The sequence below is a fragment of the Streptococcus sp. 3705 genome, assembly GCF_013277145.1.
Classification (GTDB): domain Bacteria; phylum Bacillota; class Bacilli; order Lactobacillales; family Streptococcaceae; genus Streptococcus.
Genome location: NZ_VMMJ01000032.1, coordinates 1 through 21346, shown reverse-complemented (window position 1 = coordinate 21346; position 21346 = coordinate 1). Strand labels below are relative to the sequence as shown.

The following is a 21346-nucleotide window of genomic DNA, read 5'->3' as shown; positions in this document are numbered from 1 at the left end:
TATTTTTAATCTACTTTTACAATCCAACCTTCTGGCGCTTCAATATCACCAAACTGAATACCTGTCAATTCATCATAGAGTTTACGAGTCACAGGGCCAACTTCTGTTTCACTATAGAATACATGGAAATCATCACCGTGTTGAATACCTCCAATTGGAGAAATAACCGCTGCTGTACCACAGGCACCTGCCTCTACAAAACGGTCAAGGTTATCAATTGGGACATCTCCCTCAATAGGAGTTAAGCCCAAGCGATGTTCTGCCAAATAAAGCAAGGAATACTTGGTAATAGATGGCAAGATAGATGGACTCAATGGTGTTACAAACTCATTGTCAGCTGTAATTCCAAAGAAGTTAGCTGATCCAACTTCTTCAATCTTTGTATGAGTTGAAGGGTCTAGGTAAATAACATCTGAAAAATGACGTGACTTGGCCAATTTCCCTGGCAAGAGACTGGCAGCATAGTTTCCACCAACCTTTGCCGCACCTGTACCATTTGGAGCAGCACGGTCGTATTCATCCTGAATCAAGAAGTTGGTTGGGACCAAACCACCTTTAAAGTAATTTCCAACTGGCATGGCAAAGATGGTGAAAATATACTCTTCTGCTGGTTTAACCCCAATAATATCTCCGACACCAATCAAAAGAGGGCGAAGATATAAGGTCCCACCTGTTCCGTATGGTGGTACGTATTCTTCATTCGCACGAACAACTGCTTTACAAGCTTCTACAAACATTTCTGTCGGAACTTGTGGCATCAAGAGACGGTCACATGTACGTTGCAGGCGTTTAGCATTTTCATCAGGCCGGAACAGTTGAACACTGCCATCCTTAGTACGATAAGCTTTCAAACCTTCAAAGGCTTGTTGACCATAGTGAAGACTTGGAGAAGACTCTGAAATATGCAAAGTTGCATCCTCTGTAAGCTCTCCTTGATTCCATTGTCCATTTTTAAAATGAGCAATATAGCGATAAGGTAATTTCATATAGGAAAAACCAAGGTTTTCCCAATCAATCGTTACTGTCATATTCCACTCCTTATTCTAAAAACCTATTTCTTATATTCTACACTATTTTTCTAAAATAGCAAGTATATTTTGTAATTTTCAGAAAATTTCTTCAATAAAAAGAACCAGCTCTTAGAACTGATTCCTCATTTCACTTATTTAGCTTCAGTAAATACTTCTTTAAGATAAGCGTCAAAAACTTCTTCATCTGAAATCGTGTCAGAGATGAAGCTACCATTGCTGGTACGTTCTGACAGGTTCAAATCTTGCAATCGGCTTTCGTAGATTGTTCCTTTGTTGGATTGAACAAGCAGAGTTTGGTCGTTCTCTTCCACTTCTGTACTGAAGAGGTCACCAACGAAGCCCTGTTCTGCAACTGCTCCTGCTAAGAAGACACGATGCGGTTTGTTTTTCAACTCACGCAAGACTTGTAAACCACGTTTGGCACGGCTGGTTGCCGGAATTTCGTCAATAGAAACACGTTTCAAACTTCCACGTTGGGTCAAGAGGTAGAAGGATGAGGTGTTGCAGATAAAGGCGGATTGGAGAACATCATCTGCTTTCAGGTTTATAGCTTTGACACCTGCAGCCTTAGCACCGACAACTGGAACCTCTTCGATATTGAAACGCAGGGCGTAACCGTTTTGGCTAATCAAGAGTACATCATCCAGTTTAATCGGAGCCACTGCTACAATTTGATCTGTCTCGTCTTTGAGCTTAGCATACTTGACAGACTTAGACTTGTAGGTCCGCCATGGAGTGAATTCTTTGCGTTCAACACGTTTAATTTGACCAAGGCGAGTTGCTGTAAAGTAGGTTGTCGCATCATCGAACTGATCCACTACTTCTGCATAGAGGATTTCTTCGTTCGTTTCGAAGTTTGTAATGGTCTGGCTCAGATGCTCTCCGATATCCTTCCAACGAATATCTGCCAATTCATGGATTGGTCTGTAGATGACATTTCCGAGACTTGTGAACATCAAGAGGTGCTGGGTTGTCTTGGCAGCTTGCACAAAAATCAAACGATCGTCATCACGTTTGCCAATTTCTTCCAAGGTGGAAGCCGCAAAGGAACGTGGACTAGTACGCTTGATGTAACCTGCCTTGGTCACGCTGACGTAGGTATCTTCCTCAGCAATAAGACTAGCTGTATCAATCTCGATTGCTTTTGCAGTGTCTTCCAAAGAACTCAAACGCGGAGTCGCAAATTTTTTCTTGACCTCACGAAGCTCTTTCTTCATGAGATTGTACATAGTCCGCTCATCACCGATAATAGCTGCCAGCATGGCAATCTTTTCACGAAGTTCTGCTTCTTCCTCCTGCAAGACAACAACGTCTGTATTGGTCAAGCGGTAAAGTTGCAAGGTAACGATGGCCTCAGCCTGCTCTTCTGTAAAATCATAGCTGATTTTAAGGTTTTCCTTGGCATCAGCCTTATTCTCAGAAGCACGGATAAGAGCAATGACTTCGTCTAAAATCGAAATCACGCGAATCAGACCTTCAACGATATGGAGACGTTTCTCAGCCTTTTCCTTGTCAAAGCGAGAACGCGCCAAAATCACCTCACGACGGTGGGCGATATAGCTAGACAGGATTGGAACAATCCCAACCTGACGAGGTGTGAAATTATCAATCGCCACCATGTTAAAGTTGTAGTTGATTTGCAAATCAGTATATTTGAAGAGATAGTTGAGAACAAGCTCCGTATTGGCGTCTTTCTTGAGTTCAATCGCAATACGAAGACCATCACGGTCAGACTCATCACGAACCTCAGCAATACCTGCAACCTTGTTATTGACACGAACATCATCGATTTTCTTAACCAGATTGGCCTTGTTGATTTCATAAGGAATCTCAGTGACAACGATTTGTTCCTTACCACCTTTTAGCTTTTCAATCTCAGTCTTGGAACGAACAACCACGCGCCCTTTTCCGGTTTCATAAGCTTTCTTGATTTCATCACGACCCTGGATAATCCCTCCAGTCGGAAAGTCTGGTCCAGGCAAGAATTCCATGAGTTTATCCACCTTTGCAGTTGGGTGGTCAATCATGTAAACCGCCGCATCAATGACCTCAGCCAAATTATGGGGAGGAATGTCTGTAGCATATCCAGCCGATATACCAGTCGAACCATTGACCAAAAGATTTGGAAAGGCTGCTGGCAAGACTGTCGGCTCTTTCTCCGTATCGTCAAAGTTCCAAGCAAAAGGAACGGTCTTTTTATCGATATCCTGAAGAAGATAGCCTGCAATCTCAGACAAACGCGCCTCGGTATAACGCATAGCCGCAGGTGGATCTCCGTCCATAGAACCGTTATTACCGTGCATTTCAACCAATATCTCACGATTTTTCCAGTCCTGTGACATACGAACCATGGCATCATAGATAGAACGGTCACCGTGTGGGTGGAAATTCCCCATGATGTTACCGACAGACTTGGCCGACTTGCGGTAACTCTTATCAAAGGTATTACCATCCTTATTCATCGAATAAAGAATACGGCGCTGAACCGGCTTCAAGCCATCACGAATATCTGGCAAAGCCCGGTCTTGAATAATGTACTTGGAGTAGCGACCAAAGCGCTCTCCCATGATGTCCTCTAGGGACATGTTTTGAATGTTAGACATAATAATTCTCTTTTTAGTGTTTTATTGTAAAGTAAATCTATATTTTATAAATTTAACTGTTTCTTTGTAGGTAGTGAGAAAAGAAGAGCAATCCTACTAATCCTAGAATGAATAAAAGATTAATTTTAATAACAAATAAGCTAAGTAGGGTATTAATTAGGCCGTGAAAAATGGCGCAAAAAAGGACCGACTTAGTCTTTTTGAAAACAGCTGCTAGAAGAATACTGAGATAAATTGCAAATAGACTGAATAATATAAAAGGCATCCCACTTTGGGAACTTCCAATCACAAACCATAAAGGTACATGCCAAATTGCCCAAATACAACCTGTTATCAAACCGGAAATCCAAAAGGAGAATCTAGTTTCCAAAGTTGGTTGCAAGATGCCTCGCCATCCCAATTCTTCTTCGCCACCATAGATACAGATTGCACTCAAAAAAACAACAAACAAATTTCCTAGTGGAAAAGCCGGATTAAGTTCCTTAGAGGAGAAAGCGATGACACCTGTCTGCACGAAAATTAGTAAAAGAAATAGCAAAATATATTTCTTTGAGTCCCCTAAGATAAAAGAGACTATGCTTTTAATGGATTTTTGAGGCAAACAAGAAATGGCTGCAATGGTTGGACCGAAACCTCCTAGTAAATGGAGAAAAACTCCTAGTGGACTTGTTAGACTTAAGAGGCTCATTTGCGTCAGAAAAGCGAGCAATCCCCAACCAAATCCCCAAGAAATGAGAAAACTAATCAGTAAAAATTTTGTTATCTTATTATTTTGTAAATGTTTCATTTGTTTCGAGTCTCTCCTTAGCATACTCAATCATCTTCTCAGCAGTTACTTTGTCATAGTGGAAGCCGGTTTTAAGAGAGAAGGCCTGCGCTTCTTTATGGAAAAAGTTCATGGTAGCGAAGAGAGACTTGGTGAGGCTTTTCTGGTCAAAAAAGTCAAGCAAGGCTGTAAATTCTTTCTCTTTCTCAGCAGGCAAATACTGAAAGAGGTACTTGTAGTTCTTGCCGATATCGACTTTCCCCCTATCACTTGCAACCTGCCAAACTAAGATTTTTAGGAGTTCTTGTTGACAAATGCCATAGAGATGATCGGTCGCATAAATAACTTGCTTACGACAGATTCCTTTGACCACATAGGCGGAAACCCACCAAAATTCATTGCAGGCTTTTTCGAAATCTATCTGACTAGCTGGATTCGTCCAGTAACGTTGAGGATTTGGAGAATAAGGCGCAAACAAGCCCTTAGGGTCCTCTAACACCGTGAAATCCGCTTCGCTTTCTATCCACTCCTTGATATATTCTTTAGGACATAGAGTCAAATCAATCCTATTGCCATCTTCAAAGAGCATAAGAAATAGACGGCGATGTCCCAACCTAACCTCTTGCTCGATAATACGTTTACCAAACTGATCTGTCCAAGATAAATCTGAGATCAGCTCGTCCAGATTCTCTACAACATAGACTACATCGTAATCTTGAAATTCATCTTTTAGGGCCTTTGGGTTTGTCCGCGAACCAGACATGGCGACAGCCGCAACTTGTAAGGTTTCAGCAGTCTTTAAGATTACATCGAGCATTTCTGTTTCAGTTCTCATGTTTATACCCATTCATTAAAAACTAACTTAAAACACTGTCGCTTCCTCCAGCGTAAACTTGACATTGTCTTCAATCCACTTACGACGTGGTTCGACCTTATCTCCCATGAGGACATTGACACGGCGTTCGGCGCGTGCTAAGTCTTCGATTGTAACACGGATAAGAGTACGCGTTTCTGGATTCATGGTTGTTTCCCAGAGCTGGTCCGCATTCATCTCACCGAGACCTTTATAGCGTTGGAGGGTAGCGCCTTTACCGAGCTGCTTGCGGAGTTCTTCAAGTTCTCCGTCTGTCCATGCGTAGGCCACTTCTTCTTTCTTGCCTTTACCTTTGGACATCTTGTAAAGAGGCGGGAGGGCGATATAAACATGTCCTGCCTCAACTAGCGGACGCATGTAGCGGTAGAAAAATGTCAAGAGTAAAGTCTGAATGTGGGCACCGTCGGTGTCCGCATCGGTCATGATAATGATCTTGTCATAGTTGGCATCTTCAAGGGAGAAGTCTGCTCCGACACCTGCACCGATGGTATAAATCATGGTGTTGATTTCCTCATTTTTGAGGATATCCGCCATCTTGGCCTTGGCTGTATTGATAACCTTACCACGAAGAGGTAGGATAGCCTGAAATTTACGGTCACGACCTTGTTTGGCAGAGCCACCGGCAGAGTCGCCCTCGACGAGATAGAGTTCATTCTTAGCAGGATTCTTAGACTGGGCTGGGGTTAATTTACCAGACAGCAAGCCCTTATCTTTTTTATTTTTCTTCCCATTTCGGCTCTCATCACGCGCCTTACGTGCCGCTTCACGAGCATCACGGGCCTTAATAGCCTTGCGGATGAGGTTAGAAGCCAATTCACCATTTTCCATAAGGAAGAAGGTCAACTTATCCGCTACAATTCCATCCACAACGGGACGAGCTAGTGGACTTCCTAGTTTGTCCTTGGTCTGACCCTCAAACTGCAAATGTTCTTCAGGGACTAGAATAGAGAGGACAGCCGCTAGCCCCTCACGATAGTCTGACCCTTCAAGGTTTTTATCTTTTTCCTTGAGAAGACCTGTCTTACGCGCGTAGTCGTTCATAACCTTAGTAATGGCAGACTTAAGTCCAGTCTCATGCGTTCCACCATCCTTGGTACGAACGTTATTGACAAAGGACAAAATATTATCTGAAAAACCATCATTGTACTGGAGAGCTACTTCCACTTGGAAACCATTGTCTTCACCTTCAAAGTAAAGAACTGGCGTTAAGGTCTCCTTGTCTTCGTTCAGATAAGAAACAAAGTCCTGCACCCCATTTTCATAGTGAAACTCGATCGCTTCATCTGTTCGCTCGTCCGTCAAAGACAAGGTCACATTTTTCAAGAGAAAGGCTGATTCATTAAGACGCTCTGAGATGGTATTGTACTTGAAATCTGTCGTAGAGAAGATCGTCGCATCAGGCATAAAAGTAACCTTGGTACCTGTTTTAGACTTGGGTGCTGTACCGATTTTCTTCAGAGTCGTGACAGGTTTTCCACCATTTTCAAAACGTTGCTTGTAGATTGCACCATCACGAGTGATTTCAACTTCTAGCCAGCTAGAAAGGGCATTAACAACGGAAGACCCCACCCCGTGAAGTCCACCTGATGTCTTGTAGCCTCCTTGACCGAATTTCCCTCCTGCATGAAGAATGGTAAAGATAACCTCAACAGTTGGAATTCCCATCGCGTGCATACCAGTTGGCATTCCACGTCCGTGGTCTTGAACCGTTAAACTTCCATCTTTATTAATGGTCACATCAATACGATCGCCAAACCCAGACAGGGCTTCATCGACCGCATTATCGACGATTTCCCAGACTAGGTGGTGGAGACCAGCACCATCGGTCGATCCGATATACATTCCTGGACGTTTACGGACCGCATCCAACCCTTCTAGCACCTGAATGGCATCATCATTATAATTGTTAATATTGATTTCCTTTTTTGACACAAGGAACCTCCTATTCGTTCATCTTTACTATTCTACAAGTTTTCCAAGGATTTTGCAAAATTTTTCTTTCTCCGCTGTGACAATTTCAGAAGAGATTCTCTGCCTTTCTTCTCCATTTCATGATATAATAGGAGTATGATTACAATAGTTTTATTAATCCTAGCCTATCTGCTGGGTTCGATTCCGTCTGGTCTCTGGATTGGACAAGTTTTCTTTCAAATCAATCTGCGAGAGCATGGTTCTGGTAACACTGGAACGACCAATACCTTCCGCATTTTAGGTAAGAAAGCTGGTATGGCAACCTTTGTCATTGACTTTTTCAAAGGAACCCTAGCAACGCTTCTTCCGATTATGTTTCATCTACAAGACTTTTCGCCTCTCATCTTTGGACTTTTGGCTGTTATTGGCCATACCTTCCCTATCTTTGCAGGATTTAAGGGTGGTAAGGCTGTCGCAACCAGTGCTGGAGTGGTTTTCGGATTTGCGCCTGTCTTCTGCCTCTACCTTGCGGTTGTTTTCTTTGGAACCCTCTATCTTGGTAGTATGATTTCGCTATCTAGTGTCACAGCATCTATCGCGGCTGTCATCGGAGTTCTACTCTTTCCACTTTTTGGTTTTATCCTGAGCAACTATGACCCTCTATTCATCGCTATTATCCTAGCTCTTGCTAGTTTGATTATCATTCGTCATAAGGACAATATCGCTCGTATCAAAAATAAAACTGAAAATCTTGTCCCTTGGGGATTGAACCTAACCCACCAACATCCTAAAAAATAAAACGCCAGTTCATTCTGAACTGACGTTTTTTGTATGCTTATTTTGATTTGATATAGTTGATACCATCTGCTTTTGGTGCAACTGCTTTTCCAAAGAAGGCTGCCAAGACAAGAATTGTCAAAACATAAGGTGCGATTTGAAGATAAACCGCAGGCACTCCTTGTAGGAATGGCAATTGAGATCCGATAACAGCCAAACTTTGTGAAAGTCCAAAGAAGAGACTAGATAGCATGGCTCCGATTGGATTCCATTTCCCAAAAATCATCGCAGCAAGAGCGATAAATCCAGGTCCAACAATAGTTGTCACTGAGAAGTTAACTGAGATGGATTGAGCATAAATCGCTCCGCCAATTCCACCTAGGAAACCGGAAATAATGACTCCAAAATATCTCATCTTGTAGACATTGATTCCCAAGGTATCAGCTGCTTGAGGATGTTCACCGACAGAGCGGAGACGAAGACCAAATCGAGTCTTGAAGAGGATAAACCAAGCAAGGAAAGAGAAGGCAATCGCCAAGTAACCAAGAAGACTAGTTGACTTGAAGAAGATATCACCAATCACTGGGATATTTGCCAAGACTGGGAAGTCAAAGCGTCCAAAAGTTTGACTTAAGTTGTCGGTTTGTCCTTTGTTATAAAGAACTTTCACCAAGAAAACAGCCAAGGCTGGCGCCATCAAGTTCAATACCGTACCGCTGACAACATGGTCTGCACGGAAATGAACCGTCGCTGCTGCGTGGATGATAGAGAAGAGGCCTCCAACCAATCCTGCTACAAGCAAGGATAGCCATGGAGTTGCTGCTCCAAATTGTTCTGCAAATTCAAGGTTAAAGACAACTCCAGAAAAGGCACCCATAACCATAATTCCTTCAAGACCGACGTTTACCACACCACCACGTTCAGAGAAAACACCACCGATACTTGTAAAGATGAGGGGCGCTGAGTAAATCAGCATAGAAGACACCAAGAGGGTGAGCAAGGTTGTAATAGACATCTTTACTTACCTCCTTTAACTTGTTTTTTCGGTTTGACAAAGCGTTCAATAAGGTAATGAACACTGACAAAGAAGATAATAGACGCTGTTACAATGCTGACAAGCTCAGACGGTACCTGCGCCGCATTCATACCAGGAGCTCCAACTTGGAGAACACCAAATAAGAAGGCTGCAAATAGAATACCAATTGGTGAGTTGGCCGCAAGCAGACTAACCGCCATTCCGTTAAATCCGACAGCTAATGACGCCCCCTGAACATAAACGTTCTGGAAGGTTCCCAGACCTTCAACAGCTCCACCAAGACCAGCCAAGGCACCTGAGATAATCATTGAGAGGATAATCGTTCTTTTTGCAGAAATACCAGCATATTCTGAAGCATGTGAATTAAGACCAACAGCACGGATTTCAAAACCAAGAGTTGTTTTCTTGAGCATGAACCAAATAACTGCAACGGCAATGATGGCAAAGAAAATACCAATATTCATCCGCGAATTACCAGTCAACTCAGACAACCAAGGTGTCTGATAGGTTGCATTAGCCCCAACACGAATGGTTGAATCTGTACTTTGCATGAAGTCTTTAGGAAAGGCATGGATAAAGGCATTTCCTACATACAAGACGATATAGTTCATCATGATGGTTACGATAACCTCTGACGTCCCTAGATAAGCTCTAAGAATACCCGGAATCGCTCCGACAATCCCTCCAGCAATCAAGGCAATCACGATAGTTGCTAGAATCATCAAAGGACGTGGCATATCTGGATGTGACAAGGCAAACCAACCACTGAGAATCCAACCTGCCAAAGCCTGACCAGGAAGTCCAACGTTAAAGAAACCAGCACGACTGGCAACGGCAAAACCAAGACCAATCAAGATTAGAGGCCCCATAGCACGGAAGATCTCCCCAATCCCACGTAGACTACCAAAGGCTGTATAAAACAATTCTTCGTAGCCCCAAATAGCATCATAACCGAAGATCCACATGACAATGGCTCCGAGCAAAATTCCTAGGAAGACAGAAATCAAGGGAACCGAAATTTGTTGTAATTTTTTAGACATCACTCTTCTCCTTTCCCAAGTTTCCACCAGCCATCAAGACACCAAGTTCTTGTTTATTGGTTGTTTCTGGTGATACAATACCTTGAATCTTACCATCGTGGATAACGGCAATACTGTCTGAGACGTTTAAAATCTCATCCAATTCAAAGCTGACAACAAGGACAGCCTTGCCATTATCACGCTCTTCAATCAAGCGTTTATGGATATACTCAATGGCACCGACATCCAACCCACGAGTTGGCTGGCTGACGATAAGGAGATCAGGATCACGATCAATTTCACGAGCAATAATTGCTTTTTGTTGATTTCCTCCTGAGAGTGCTGCTGCAGGAACAAATTCACTGGCAGCACGAACATCAAACTCTTCCATTAGCTTTTTAGCATAAGAAGTAATATTTGAATAGCTCAAAATTCCATTTTTACTATGTGGTTCTTTATAGTAGGTTTGAAGGGCAATATTTTCAGAAATCATCATTTCCAAAATCAAACCATCACGGTGACGGTCTTCTGGAACGTGCCCAACACTCAACTCTGTAATCTGACGTGGGTGTAAACCTACAATTGAATCTCCTTTTAGCTCGATGCTACCAGATTCAACCTTACGAAGACCTGTAATGGCTTGAATCAATTCAGACTGACCATTTCCATCAATCCCCGCAATACCGACAATCTCTCCAGCACGAACATCCAAGGACAGATTTTTAACAGCTGGGACACCGCGGTTTTCATTGACCACCAAGTCTTTAATAGACAAGACCACTTCTTTTGGTTGAGAGGCTTGTTTCTCTGTTTTAAAGGAAACAGAACGACCCACCATCATTTCTGCTAAATCAGCATTTGTAGCTCCTGCAATTTCGACGGTTTCAATTGATTTCCCACGACGGATAACTGTAACGCGGTCAGAAACTGCGCGAATCTCGTCCAACTTGTGGGTAATCAAGATAATTGATTTCCCTTCTTTGACAAGATTTTTCATAATAGCCATCAACTCATCAATTTCTGATGGAGTCAAAACGGCCGTTGGTTCGTCAAAGATAAGGATATCAGCCCCCCGATAAAGGGTTTTTAAAATTTCTACACGTTGTTGGGCTCCAACTGAGATATCTGCTACCTTGGCAGAAGGGTCAACAGCTAAGCCATAACGTTCAGAAAGAGCCTTGATTTCTTTGCTAGCTCCAGCGATATCTAGCACACCATTTTTAGTCAATTCACTACCTAAAATGATGTTTTCAGCCACTGTGAAGGCTTCTACCAACATAAAGTGCTGGTGAACCATTCCGATTCCCAAGCTAGCTGCTTTAGAGGGTGAGTCGAGGTTGACAACTTGACCGTTGACCACAATTTCACCACTGGTTGGTTCAAGAAGCCCTGCTAACATGTTCATGAGCGTGGACTTTCCAGCCCCATTTTCTCCTAAAAGTGCATGAATTTCACCTTTTCGTAGGTGCAGGTTGATTTTGTCGTTGGCAACAAATTCACCAAACACCTTGGTAATATCACGCATCTCAATGACATTTTCGTGTGCCATGTGCTCTTCCTTTCAGAGTCTTATTTTATTTCAATAAAACTTGCTAGTTTCTCTAGTAGCAAGCTTTACTGAGACAAAATGACTTTGTCTCAACTCTTAAAAAAGCGGCCCTTGGCCACTTCCTAAGAAATGACTTCCATCCATTATTTTTCAGGAACTTTTACGCTTCCATCAAGGATTTTAGCTTTAGCATCTTCAACAGCTTTTTTACCTTCTTCTGAAAGGTTTGTTACTGCCAAGTCAACCCCTTTATCTTTCAATGAGTAAACGATCACTTGACCGCCAGGGAATTCACCTTTTTCTGCTTTGTTAGCAATATCTTTTACAGTTGTACCAACTTGTTTCAAAGTAGATACAAGAACGAAGTTTGATTCTTTACCATCTTTAGAAGTGTACTTACCTTCTGCTACTTGGTCGCGGTCAACACCGATAACCCAAACTTTTTCACTTTCAGAACGGCTTTCATTGAGTGATTTTGCTTCTGCAAAGACACCAGCACCTGTTCCACCTGCTGCTTGATAAACAACGTCTGCACCAGCTGCGTATTGTGCTGCTGCAATTGTTTTACCTTTAGCAGCATCACCAAATGAACCAGCATAGTCAACTTGTACTTTGATAGATGGGTCTACTGACTCAACACCAGCTTTAAATCCAGCTGCAAAACGTGAGATAACTTCAGACTCAATACCACCTACAAAACCAACTTGTTTTGTTTTAGTTGTTTTTGCCGCTGCAACACCCGCAAGGTAAGCAGCTTCGTTATCAGCAAACGTTACGCTAGCAACATTCTTTTGATCTTTAATCACATCATCAATCAAGACATAGTTCAAATCAGAGTGGTCTTTTGCTGCTTCTTCAACCGCATTGTGAAGGGCAAAACCAACACCGAAGATTAGGTTGTAACTTCCTGCCGCTTGTTGCAAGTTGTTAGCGTAGTCAGCTTCACTTGTTGATTGGAAGTAAGTGAAACCGTTATCTTTTGAAAGATTATGTTCTTTACCCCAGTCTTGCAAACCTTCCCAAGCTGATTGGTTGAATGATTTGTCATCAACACCACCAGTATCAGTGACGATTGCTGCTTTTGTCTTCACATCAGAAGATGAAGCTGCGTTACGAGAAGAGCGGTTACCACATGCAGCAAGTCCAACTGCTGCCACTGCAACTAGACCAAGGCCTAGCCATTGTTTCTTGTTCATTACTGAACCTCCTAAATAAGATGTGCAACGATGTTGCAAGTATGGATTGATTGGTCACAAGGACCGTGCCACTCAAAGAGCGACTCAGACTAGTTTAAGTCTGTAAAAGAATATGGAAGTAATTCCCCGACCGTCATCTCGACCGTCGATTTATCTTTTGCGACTAAGGTCACTTTTAGATCTTGTTCAAAAAATTCGACCATTACTTGGCGACAAGCACCACATGGTGAAATCGGTTTTTCAGTTTGACCATAAACAATCAGCTCTGAAAATTCTCTTTGCCCTTCAGATACAGCCTTAAAAATGGCTGTTCTCTCACCGCAATTGGTCAAAGGATAGCTAGCATTTTCGATATTCACTCCCGTGTAAACACTTCCGTCTTTGGCTACTAAAACTGCTCCGATAGGAAAGTGAGAATAGGGGACGTAGGCATGTTTGCTGGTTTCAATTGCCAGTTCAATCAACTCAGTAGTCGCCATCAGCCAATTCTCCTTTTAAAATGGCTACCCCAGCTGACGTTCCGATACGGGTCGCCCCTGCTTCCACAAATGCAAGAGCATCTGCATAAGAACGAGCTCCACCAGCAGCCTTGACACCCATATCAGGACCAACTGTTTCACGCATTAATTGAACATCTGCTACCGTAGCACCACCAGTTGAAAAGCCAGTAGATGTTTTAACAAAATCAGCTCCAGCTTTTTGAGCTAATTGGCAAGCCACAACTTTTTCTTGGTCTGTCAGAAGGCAAGCTTCAATAATGACTTTCACTAACTTGTCACCACTTGCTTCTACTACTGCTCGAATATCCGACTCAACCAAATCAAGATTACTTGTTTTGAGAGCTCCAACATTGATCACCATATCAATCTCATCTGCACCATTTTGGATAGCTTCTTTTGTTTCAAATGCTTTCACAGCTGAAGTTGTTGCTCCCAAGGGGAAACCTACTACTGTGCAGACCTTGACATCTGTGCCTTCAAGCCCTTTTTTAGCATGTTCAACCCAGGTCGGATTAACGCAAACACTGGCAAAATCATACTCTCTAGCTTCAGACAACAAACAATCAATTTGATTTTCTGTCGCTTCTTGTTTCAAAAGTGTATGATCGATATATTTATTTAATTTCATATTCGGATTCTCCTGCAGTTTATGAGATTATTTCTATGATTTCTCGTAAACTTTGCACACTATCATTTATTCTAACATATTTTTGAAAATCTGTAACTAGCTGAGGAGAAATTTTTCCATTTGTGTATACTTTTGCAACAATTTCTCCCTTTTGAACGGAATCTCCAACTTTCTTTTCAAAAACAATTCCTGTTTCATAGTCCAAGGCATCAAACTTGACTGCACGACCTGCCCCCAGTCTCATAGCATAAAGTCCAAGTTCCATAGCTGGAAGAGCTGAAATGACACCCGTTTCCTGAGCAGGGATGTCCACCACATGGGCTACATTTACAGGACGATAGAGGTCTTCCAAGTCTCCACCTTGGGCTTGGACCATCTCCTCAAACTTAGCCAGTGCTTGACCATTTTCAAGATGTTGGTGAACTTCTTCAACTGTCTTGTTAACATTTGCAAGGCCAAGCATAATTTGAGCCAGTTCGCATATAAAATGGGTAATATCCTGACGTCCTTGACCTTGTAAAATCTCCAGTGCTTCAAGAATTTCTAGACGATTTCCAATCGCTCGTCCCAAGGGCTGACTCATATCGGTAATCACTGCTACCGTTTTTCTACCAACTGCCTTACCTAGTTCCACCATGGTTTGAGCCAGTTCACGCGCCTCATCAACCGTCTTCATGAAGGCACCCTCACCGACAGTTACGTCTAGCAAAATAGCATCCGCTCCTGCCGCGATTTTCTTGCTCATCACCGAACTCGCAATCAAAGGAATCGTGTCGACAGTTGCGGTCACATCACGGAGGGCGTAGAGAAGCTTATCTGCTTTGACAAGCTGGTCTGATTGCCCAATGACAGATACACCAATATCCTGAACCTGACGAATAAAATCTTCTTGACTACGCTCTACTTGATAGCCCTTAACGGACTCCAATTTATCAATTGTTCCGCCAGTATGGCCGAGACCACGACCACTCATTTTTGCCACAGGAACACCAAAGCTTGCAACAAGAGGAGCCAAAATCAAGGTCACCTTATCACCAACACCACCCGTAGAATGCTTGTCAACCTTAACCCCATCAATAGCTGATAAATCAAACTCTTGACCTGTCTGAACCATTTTCATGGTCAAATCAGATATTTCTCGAGTCGTCATTCCTTTGAAATAAACTGCCATAGCAAAGGCAGACATCTGATAATCAGGGACAGTTCCTAACACATAGCCTTCAACTAACCACTCAATTTCACTCGAAGTCAGCTCTTGACCATCTCGTTTCTTTTGGATTAAATCAACTGCTCTCATTCTTTCACACTTCTAAGGATATAGTATCCCTTATCTTTTTTGACGATTTCACAATTGCCAAACACTTCCTCCATCTTTGACTTGGCGCTTGGAGCCCCTTGTTTTTTCTGGATAACAATTGTTAAATCCCCACCAGTTTCCAAGAAATCTTTACTTTTCTCAATGATTTCATGAACTACTTGCTTGCCCGCACGGATAGGAGGATTTGAAATGACATGGTCAAATGTGCCTTCAACTTGTTCATAGATGTTGGACTGGAAAATCGTCGCTTCTACTTTATTTCGTTCAGCATTTTGTCGCGCCAAATCCAAGGCACGATTATTAATATCGACCATGGTAGACTGAACGCCATAAGCCTTAGCTAAAGACAAGCCCAAAGGTCCGTAACCACAGCCTACATCCAGGACAGTTTCTCCTTGGTTGACCTCAAGACACTTGAGCAAGAGTTGACTTCCAAAGTCAACCATTTTCTTGCTAAAAACACCCGCATCTGTCAAAAAGGTCATTTTTTCTCCCAACAAGTCCACTCTCAACTCATGAATGTCGTGAGCAGCGTCAGGATTTTCTGCATAATACATTTTACTCATGAAACTATTTTACCATAATTTGACTTAAATTGTAAATCGTTTACAAATTGATCATAAAACGAAAAAGACTGAAGAAAACTAGTCAAGAAGACCTTTTCTTCAATCTCTTTAAACACTTATAAATAATAAGCCATTTAGAACTAGAAATATCATAATCAGGATAAAACAACAAATTTATCATTTATAATTAGGCTCATTTTTATGACTATTGCTTAACCTTCAGATATTTAATTATCAACAAAATTCCCAACAAGATGTTTAGATAAAAGCCCAACTGATACGTTTTTGTCAGGATTTCCCAACTTGTCCAAAGCCGTACCAAATCTTCTAGCGACATACGGAAGAAATAACCCTCTGTAGCAATCCACAAAATCAAAAATAGATAACTACCAGCAGCAAGCCATTTCGTCCACCGTTTTTTTAGTAGGCAAGCAATCAAGAGCGAACAGATAAAGATAGCTGTTACAATAGCATGTTCCATCAAAAAAGTAAAACCGTAATAGATTTCCACAAAGCGTCTACCATTATCCGCATTCGCCCCTTTTATAAAAGGTAGTGCAAAACTTAAAATAAAACAGAGTTCCAGTATATAACTTTTTAAGATTTTCATAGTACACCTCCTATAAATTGTGAATCCCAAAGCCCCCTTTATTGGCTTATAAGTCAGGAGAAAGTAGCTCCTACCTCATCAATAAATTGGTCAACCCTATCTACTTCTATTATACGATATTGGTTTACTATCATCAAGAAACCGCTTTATTTTTTTAGCTTTTTATGGTATGATAAACAAAATATCTAGGGGAAAACAAATGACCAACGAATTTTTACATTTTGAAAAAATCAGCCGCCAGACTTGGCAATCGTTACATCGAAAGACAACACCTCCTTTGACAGAAGAGGAATTAGAATCCATCAAGAGTTTTAATGACCAGATTAGCTTGCAGGATGTTACCGATGTCTATCTCCCCCTAGCCCATCTCATCCAGATTTACAAGCGTACCAAGGATGATTTGGCCTTTTCAAAAGGGATTTTCCTTCAACGTGAAAGCAAATCCCAGCCTTTTATCATTGGGGTTTCTGGGAGTGTCGCCGTTGGAAAATCCACAACCAGTCGCCTACTTCAAATCCTACTGTCCCGTACACTTACAGATGCTACGGTTGAGTTGGTAACAACCGATGGCTTTCTCTATCCCAACCAGACCTTGATTGAACAAGGGATTTTAAATCGCAAGGGATTTCCTGAAAGCTATGATATGGAAGCTCTTCTCAACTTCCTGGATCACATCAAAAATGGACAAGATGTAGATATTCCTGTCTATTCTCATGAAGTCTACGACATCGTACCTGAGGAAAAGCAGAGCGTCAAAGCTGCTGATTTTGTCATTGTTGAGGGAATAAATGTCTTTCAAAATCCACAAAACGAGCGTCTCTACATTACTGACTTCTTTGACTTTTCCATCTATGTTGATGCTGCAGTCGATGACATTGAGAGTTGGTATCTAGACCGTTTCTTGAAGATGCTGAGCCTAGCCCAAAACGACCCTGATAGCTACTATTATCGTTTTACACAAATGCCGATTGGGGAAGTGGAATCCTTTGCCCATCAGGTCTGGACCAGTATCAATCTCATAAATCTACAAAATTATATTGAACCGACAAGAAATCGAGCGGAAGTGATTCTTCATAAAACAAAGAACCATGAAATCGATGAAATTTACTTAAAAAAATAATTTTCCCTTGTCAAAACGTAAGTTTTCAGATATAATGGTATAGTTAGTAAATATGGAGGTAAGAACATTGGCAAACATTAAATCAGCTATCAAACGCGCTGAATTGAACGTTAAACAAAACGAAAAGAACTCAGCTCAAAAATCAGCTATGCGTACTGCTATCAAAGCTTTCGAAGCAAACCCATCTGAAGAACTTTTCCGTGCTGCTAGCTCAGCTATCGATAAAGCAGAAACTAAAGGTTTGATTCACAAAAACAAAGCAAGCCGTGATAAAGCTCGTCTTTCAGCTAAACTTGCTAAATAAGAAACAGTCCATAGAGGCTGTTTTTTTGTCCTCAAATAGGAAAAGGTAGAAAATGAAAATCGCAATTATCGGATATTCTGGTGCTGGTAAGTCAACTCTAGCCGAAAAGTTGTCTCACTGCTACTCCATCCCAAAACTTCACATGGACACACTCCAATTTCAACCTGATTGGCAAGACAGTGATCGCGAATGGATGTTGACCGAGATGAAAAATTTTCTCACCAAGCATAAAGCTTGGGTTATTGATGGCAATTATTCTTGGTGCTATTACGAAGAAAGAATGCTGGAAGCAGATCAAATCATCTTTCTCAATTTTTCTCGCTGGAATTGTCTGCTACGAGCCTTTAAACGTTATCTTAAATACCGGGGAAAAGTAAGAGAAAGTATGGCAGCTGGTTGTCAAGAACAATTTAATTGGGAGTTTATCAGATGGATTCTCTGGGATGGGCGGACAAATAATGCTAAGGAAAGATACCAAAAATTAAGTGATACCTACCCTGAAAAGATGCATATTCTCCATTCTCAAGCAGAAATTGATTATTTCTTGCAATCTCTTAAAAAATAGACAATAGAGTAACATTCATTAAGGTCAGTATGTAGTGAATGACTAAAAAAGGAAGATTTTCATTCAGAAAATCTTCCTTTTGTGTTCCCTTTTATTCAGCAATTAAGGTTTCTAGGCCAACCTTCATCATATCGGTGAAGGTATTTTGACGTTCTTCCGCAGTCGTGTCTTCATCTGGATTGACCAAACTATCCGAAATAGTCATGATAGCAAGCGCGTCAACATGGTGTTGGGCTGCCAGATAGTAAAGGGCTGCTGCTTCCATTTCCACAGCCTTGACTCCCCATTTACCAAGTTCGATGTTCTTTTCAAAGTAGTTTGAATAAAAGACATCAGAAGACAAAACGTTCCCAACGTGGGTAGTCATACCGAGTTCTTTGGCGATATGGTAGGCCTTGTCCAGCAAATCAAAGCTAGCGATTTGTGGGAAATCGTACTGTGGCCAGTCATTGCGGATGATGTTAGAGTTGGTTGCAGCTGCCTGCGCCAAAACTAATTCACGGACGTGAACATCTTCATTCAAAGAACCTGCAGTTCCCACACGAATCAATTTCTTCACACCGTAGTCCACAATCAACTCACGCGCATAAATCGAAATGGATGGCATCCCCATCCCAGTTCCCATGACAGATACACGGTGGCCCTTGTAAGCACCAGTGTAACCAAACATGTTACGCACTTCGTTAAAACAAACAGCATCTTCAAGGAAATTTTCCGCAATAAACTTAGCACGAAGAGGATCCCCAGGAAGAAGAATTTTATCAGCAATTTCACCCTGCTGAGCAGCAATATGGATAGACATAATTAAGATATAAAGGGCGACGGAGAACAAAGGAAAAATAGGAAACTGACGACACATCGCAGATGCTAGAAAGTTTATCTTTTTTACACAGTTCTCCGCCCGTATTCAGTTCAATGAATACAGTTAACCCATCCTTTCTTTATTCTAAAATTTATAATCAGAAAGATACCAAACCCGTCAAAAAGCAAAGGGAAAATAGGAGTTGGGTGCAGTGAGCGATGCTCGCTAGACCAACTATCTTTTTCCCACTGCTTTTAGGGTGGGTTCAATTCCTTTCTTTCTTAATTTTGATGATATTGAGAAGATTAGTCTGGCTTCAATTCAAACCCGAACTTCTCTTCTCTTCTGAGTTTTTAGAAAAGTTTTCCGCTCGTGTTCTAATCAAAACACACGCTCTACCTTTCTTTTTTTATTTTTATATTTCATAGCTAGGAAAAATCGGATTCAACCATGACTCCGATAAGCCTACTTCATTTTTATTTAAAACAGTTATAAATAAATTGAGAGTTTTTTTAATATTTTAAATCAAATCATTGACTAGAAGAAATGGGCATTTCCTACCTAATTACTTTATTATTTGACTTCTGACACAGTATGTTAGCCCAAGAAAAACGGTCTAATATTTTTGCAAATTCATAGGCTAAAACAGCTGTTACTAAGAGATACAGAAGAGAATCCAAACCTAGCCCAGTGAAACCTATTACTAATCCAGTTGCAGACCAGGGGGCCCTCAAGGTCACAGACAAAAAGCAAACCGATCCCAAAAGTAAAATGCTAGGCTGACTATCCCCACCTAGAATCATTCCAAAGAGAGCAGCTCCAGCCATCCCCAAGGCAAAAGATGGCGTAAGTGTACCACCATAGGCCCCTGCCCACAGAGTAATAAGAACGACCAGTGCTTTTAGGATAAACAAGAGGAATACTGTTTTGCCATTGCTACCATTCAATACTTCCTGAGCCATCATACGTCCATTTCCAAGTAGATGTGGAAAATAACTTGCCAACCCAGCAAGAAAAAGAAAAGCTGTAGGCAATGTGAGAAGTACTCGTTTATCTTTTATCCTGTTTGAAGACACTTCTTTACTCAAGCGACCAAAAAGCCAAGCTAGTGGGGTTAAGAAAAAAAGTAATAAGGGAATAATCCACATTTCCTTTAATGACCATGCGATGGCTGGAATCTGGTAGAGAGCCTGATCTGAAATAACCAAGCCTGCTGTATAGGTTGAGACATAGGTAGTCAAACCGACTAAGACAACTCGTTTAATAGATAGAGCAATTCCTAGAGTTTCAAAAACAAAGAAGACACTTGTTAATGGAACCTGGTAGACAGCTGCTAAACCAGCACCAGCACCACAAGCAAGGAGAAAGATTTGATCCTTCTTAGAGAGAGAACATATTTTTCCAATTGGTCCTGCAAATAGAGTTCCAATCTCTCGTGGTGCAGCTTCTTTACCAATAGGTGCTCCCCCTCCAACTGCAATAATTTGCCAAATTGAATGAAATAGCTGTTTTAAAAAATGAAGTTTGTATTGTGAAGTCTCATCCTTCATCTGCGCTTTAATGGAAAAAATCTGTGATTTTTTTTGCAAGTAATACCAGACCAAGGATGAGCTGACACCCACGATTATTAAACTTAATCCTATCCGCGACGAGGAAACTCCATCTGTCAAGAATACAGTTTGATGCTCTGATTGACCAAAAGCTATCCCCTCTATCATCTTTAAAAGATAATGTAGAAAAATACCAGATAAAGCTGAAACTATTCCTTGCAAAATGACTGCTAGGAATAATTTAAGATTATAAGGGATTTTCTGAAAAATACTCCTCAATTCTTTTAACATAGTAATAATTCAGCAAAAACGGCTTTAAGTAAGCCTTTAAAATCACCTTTAACACACTCAGTCACTTCTATAACCTCTTCGTAGTTAATCTCTTCTTTGAAACCAGTAGTATAGTTAGTAATACATAAAATTCCTAGAAGTTTCAAAGCTGAGTAGGCTACAACAATAACTTCAGGAGCAGTTGACATTCCGACCACATCTGTTCCAAGCATCTTATAGGTACGAATTGCTACTCGTGTTCAAATTAGAACACGTGCTCTACCTTTCTGTTTATACTCTTCGAAAATCTCTTCAAACCACGTCAACGTCGCCTTGCCGTATATATGTTAC

General features: G+C 41.4%; 20 protein-coding genes and 1 pseudogene. 4 read left to right on the top strand and 17 right to left on the bottom strand.

The window, feature by feature from the left end; translation table 11 throughout:
• Positions 1-5 precede the first annotated feature (5 nt).
• From HT714_RS08445 to parE, 5 genes are all read right to left on the bottom strand, one after another.
• Entirely contained in the window at positions 6-1028 is a 1023-nt protein-coding gene (locus HT714_RS08445) for a branched-chain amino acid aminotransferase (protein WP_033681953.1), read from the bottom strand.
• 134 nt (positions 1029-1162) lie between these two features.
• Complete coding sequence (gene parC, locus HT714_RS08440) at positions 1163-3634, bottom strand: DNA topoisomerase IV subunit A (protein ID WP_173251777.1); 2472 nt, start codon at positions 3632-3634, stop codon at positions 1163-1165.
• Between the two features lie 52 nt (positions 3635-3686).
• The gene (locus tag HT714_RS08435; RefSeq protein WP_173226588.1) at positions 3687-4421 is read right to left on the bottom strand and encodes a type II CAAX endopeptidase family protein; all 735 of its coding nucleotides are present in this window, start codon (positions 4419-4421) and stop codon (positions 3687-3689) included.
• Complete coding sequence (locus HT714_RS08430) at positions 4402-5235, bottom strand: aminoglycoside 6-adenylyltransferase (RefSeq protein WP_173226590.1); 834 nt, start codon at positions 5233-5235, stop codon at positions 4402-4404. Before HT714_RS08430 ends, HT714_RS08435 begins: the two co-directional genes overlap by 20 nt.
• A gap of 27 nt (positions 5236-5262) precedes the next feature.
• Complete coding sequence (gene parE / locus HT714_RS08425; RefSeq protein WP_000037260.1) at positions 5263-7206, bottom strand: DNA topoisomerase IV subunit B; 1944 nt, start codon at positions 7204-7206, stop codon at positions 5263-5265.
• A gap of 135 nt (positions 7207-7341) precedes the next feature.
• Here parE and plsY point away from each other — a divergent pair, with 135 nt between their 5' ends.
• Positions 7342-7983 carry a glycerol-3-phosphate 1-O-acyltransferase PlsY gene (plsY, locus tag HT714_RS08420; RefSeq protein WP_173226592.1) on the top strand — a complete coding sequence of 214 codons (642 nt, stop codon included), beginning with the start codon at positions 7342-7344 and terminating at the stop codon, positions 7981-7983.
• 37 nt (positions 7984-8020) lie between these two features.
• On the opposite strand, the gene HT714_RS08415 is transcribed toward plsY, so the two are convergent.
• The 9 genes from HT714_RS08415 to HT714_RS08375 all read right to left on the bottom strand — a co-directional run bounded on the left by HT714_RS08415 (position 8021) and on the right by HT714_RS08375 (position 16384).
• Positions 8021-8977 carry an ABC transporter permease gene (locus HT714_RS08415; RefSeq protein WP_055387421.1) on the bottom strand — a complete coding sequence of 319 codons (957 nt, stop codon included), beginning with the start codon at positions 8975-8977 and terminating at the stop codon, positions 8021-8023.
• A gap of 2 nt (positions 8978-8979) precedes the next feature.
• Positions 8980-10038, bottom strand: a complete 1059-nt coding sequence (locus tag HT714_RS08410) for an ABC transporter permease (protein ID WP_173226594.1) — start codon at positions 10036-10038, stop codon at positions 8980-8982.
• Positions 10031-11566: an ABC transporter ATP-binding protein gene (locus HT714_RS08405; RefSeq protein WP_173226596.1), complete on the bottom strand. Its 1536-nt coding sequence runs from the start codon at positions 11564-11566 to the stop codon at positions 10031-10033. Before HT714_RS08405 ends, HT714_RS08410 begins: the two co-directional genes overlap by 8 nt.
• 143 nt (positions 11567-11709) lie before the next feature.
• Positions 11710-12762 carry a BMP family protein gene (locus tag HT714_RS08400; RefSeq protein WP_173226598.1) on the bottom strand — a complete coding sequence of 351 codons (1053 nt, stop codon included), beginning with the start codon at positions 12760-12762 and terminating at the stop codon, positions 11710-11712.
• 89 nt (positions 12763-12851) lie between these two features.
• Complete coding sequence (locus tag HT714_RS08395) at positions 12852-13241, bottom strand: cytidine deaminase (protein WP_000246089.1); 390 nt, start codon at positions 13239-13241, stop codon at positions 12852-12854.
• Positions 13228-13890 carry a deoxyribose-phosphate aldolase gene (gene deoC / locus HT714_RS08390; protein WP_173226600.1) on the bottom strand — a complete coding sequence of 221 codons (663 nt, stop codon included), beginning with the start codon at positions 13888-13890 and terminating at the stop codon, positions 13228-13230. Before deoC ends, HT714_RS08395 begins: the two co-directional genes overlap by 14 nt.
• 19 nt (positions 13891-13909) lie before the next feature.
• Positions 13910-15187, bottom strand: a complete 1278-nt coding sequence (locus tag HT714_RS08385; protein WP_173226602.1) for a pyrimidine-nucleoside phosphorylase — start codon at positions 15185-15187, stop codon at positions 13910-13912.
• The gene (locus HT714_RS08380) at positions 15184-15774 is read right to left on the bottom strand and encodes a class I SAM-dependent methyltransferase (RefSeq protein WP_311518518.1); all 591 of its coding nucleotides are present in this window, start codon (positions 15772-15774) and stop codon (positions 15184-15186) included. The genes HT714_RS08385 and HT714_RS08380 overlap by 4 nt, the downstream gene beginning before the upstream one ends.
• Positions 15775-15979: 205 nt before the next feature.
• Positions 15980-16384 carry a hypothetical protein gene (locus HT714_RS08375; protein WP_173226604.1) on the bottom strand — a complete coding sequence of 135 codons (405 nt, stop codon included), beginning with the start codon at positions 16382-16384 and terminating at the stop codon, positions 15980-15982.
• A gap of 199 nt (positions 16385-16583) precedes the next feature.
• On the opposite strand from HT714_RS08375, the gene coaA reads away from it, so the two are divergent.
• From coaA to HT714_RS08360, 3 genes are all read left to right on the top strand, one after another.
• Positions 16584-17504, top strand: a complete 921-nt coding sequence (gene coaA / locus HT714_RS08370; RefSeq protein WP_173226605.1) for a type I pantothenate kinase — start codon at positions 16584-16586, stop codon at positions 17502-17504.
• Positions 17505-17571: 67 nt separating this feature from the next.
• Positions 17572-17808, top strand: coding sequence for a 30S ribosomal protein S20 (gene rpsT / locus HT714_RS08365; RefSeq protein WP_001274000.1), 237 nt, complete (start codon positions 17572-17574; stop codon positions 17806-17808).
• 52 nt (positions 17809-17860) lie between these two features.
• Positions 17861-18373, top strand: coding sequence for a DNA topology modulation protein (locus tag HT714_RS08360; protein WP_173226607.1), 513 nt, complete (start codon positions 17861-17863; stop codon positions 18371-18373).
• 91 nt (positions 18374-18464) lie between these two features.
• Here the strand turns inward: HT714_RS08360 and deoD are convergent, their stop codons facing one another.
• From deoD to HT714_RS08345, 3 genes and pseudogenes are all read right to left on the bottom strand, one after another.
• Positions 18465-19175 (bottom strand): purine-nucleoside phosphorylase, encoded by a 711-nt coding sequence (gene deoD, locus HT714_RS08355; protein WP_173226609.1) that lies wholly within the window; start codon positions 19173-19175, stop codon positions 18465-18467.
• Positions 19176-19732: 557 nt separating this feature from the next.
• Entirely contained in the window at positions 19733-21016 is a 1284-nt protein-coding gene (locus tag HT714_RS08350; protein WP_173226611.1) for a chloride channel protein, read from the bottom strand.
• Positions 21010-21243 (bottom strand): annotated as a pseudogene (locus tag HT714_RS08345) (purine-nucleoside phosphorylase); the annotation flags it as partial. The gene HT714_RS08350 and the pseudogene HT714_RS08345, both read right to left, overlap by 7 nt.
• Positions 21244-21346: the final 103 nt, after the last annotated feature.

Coding starts and splice junctions, on each gene's coding strand:
- HT714_RS08375 (WP_173226604.1), bottom strand. CDS start 16,384: ATGAAAATCTTAAAAAGTTATATACTGGAACTCTGTTTTATTTTAAGT.
- HT714_RS08400 (WP_173226598.1), bottom strand. CDS start 12,762: ATGAACAAGAAACAATGGCTAGGCCTTGGTCTAGTTGCAGTGGCAGCA.
- HT714_RS08350 (WP_173226611.1), bottom strand. CDS start 21,016: ATGTTAAAAGAATTGAGGAGTATTTTTCAGAAAATCCCTTATAATCTT.
- HT714_RS08395 (WP_000246089.1), bottom strand. CDS start 13,241: ATGGCGACTACTGAGTTGATTGAACTGGCAATTGAAACCAGCAAACAT.
- HT714_RS08405 (WP_173226596.1), bottom strand. CDS start 11,566: ATGGCACACGAAAATGTCATTGAGATGCGTGATATTACCAAGGTGTTT.
- coaA (WP_173226605.1), top strand. CDS start 16,584: ATGACCAACGAATTTTTACATTTTGAAAAAATCAGCCGCCAGACTTGG.
- HT714_RS08410 (WP_173226594.1), bottom strand. CDS start 10,038: ATGTCTAAAAAATTACAACAAATTTCGGTTCCCTTGATTTCTGTCTTC.
- plsY (WP_173226592.1), top strand. CDS start 7,342: ATGATTACAATAGTTTTATTAATCCTAGCCTATCTGCTGGGTTCGATT.
- HT714_RS08380 (WP_311518518.1), bottom strand. CDS start 15,774: ATGAGTAAAATGTATTATGCAGAAAATCCTGACGCTGCTCACGACATT.
- deoC (WP_173226600.1), bottom strand. CDS start 13,890: ATGAAATTAAATAAATATATCGATCATACACTTTTGAAACAAGAAGCG.
- HT714_RS08445 (WP_033681953.1), bottom strand. CDS start 1,028: ATGACAGTAACGATTGATTGGGAAAACCTTGGTTTTTCCTATATGAAA.
- HT714_RS08415 (WP_055387421.1), bottom strand. CDS start 8,977: ATGTCTATTACAACCTTGCTCACCCTCTTGGTGTCTTCTATGCTGATT.
- HT714_RS08360 (WP_173226607.1), top strand. CDS start 17,861: ATGAAAATCGCAATTATCGGATATTCTGGTGCTGGTAAGTCAACTCTA.
- deoD (WP_173226609.1), bottom strand. CDS start 19,175: ATGTCTATCCATATTGCTGCTCAGCAGGGTGAAATTGCTGATAAAATT.
- parC (WP_173251777.1), bottom strand. CDS start 3,634: ATGTCTAACATTCAAAACATGTCCCTAGAGGACATCATGGGAGAGCGC.
- HT714_RS08430 (WP_173226590.1), bottom strand. CDS start 5,235: ATGAGAACTGAAACAGAAATGCTCGATGTAATCTTAAAGACTGCTGAA.
- HT714_RS08435 (WP_173226588.1), bottom strand. CDS start 4,421: ATGAAACATTTACAAAATAATAAGATAACAAAATTTTTACTGATTAGT.
- HT714_RS08385 (WP_173226602.1), bottom strand. CDS start 15,187: ATGAGAGCAGTTGATTTAATCCAAAAGAAACGAGATGGTCAAGAGCTG.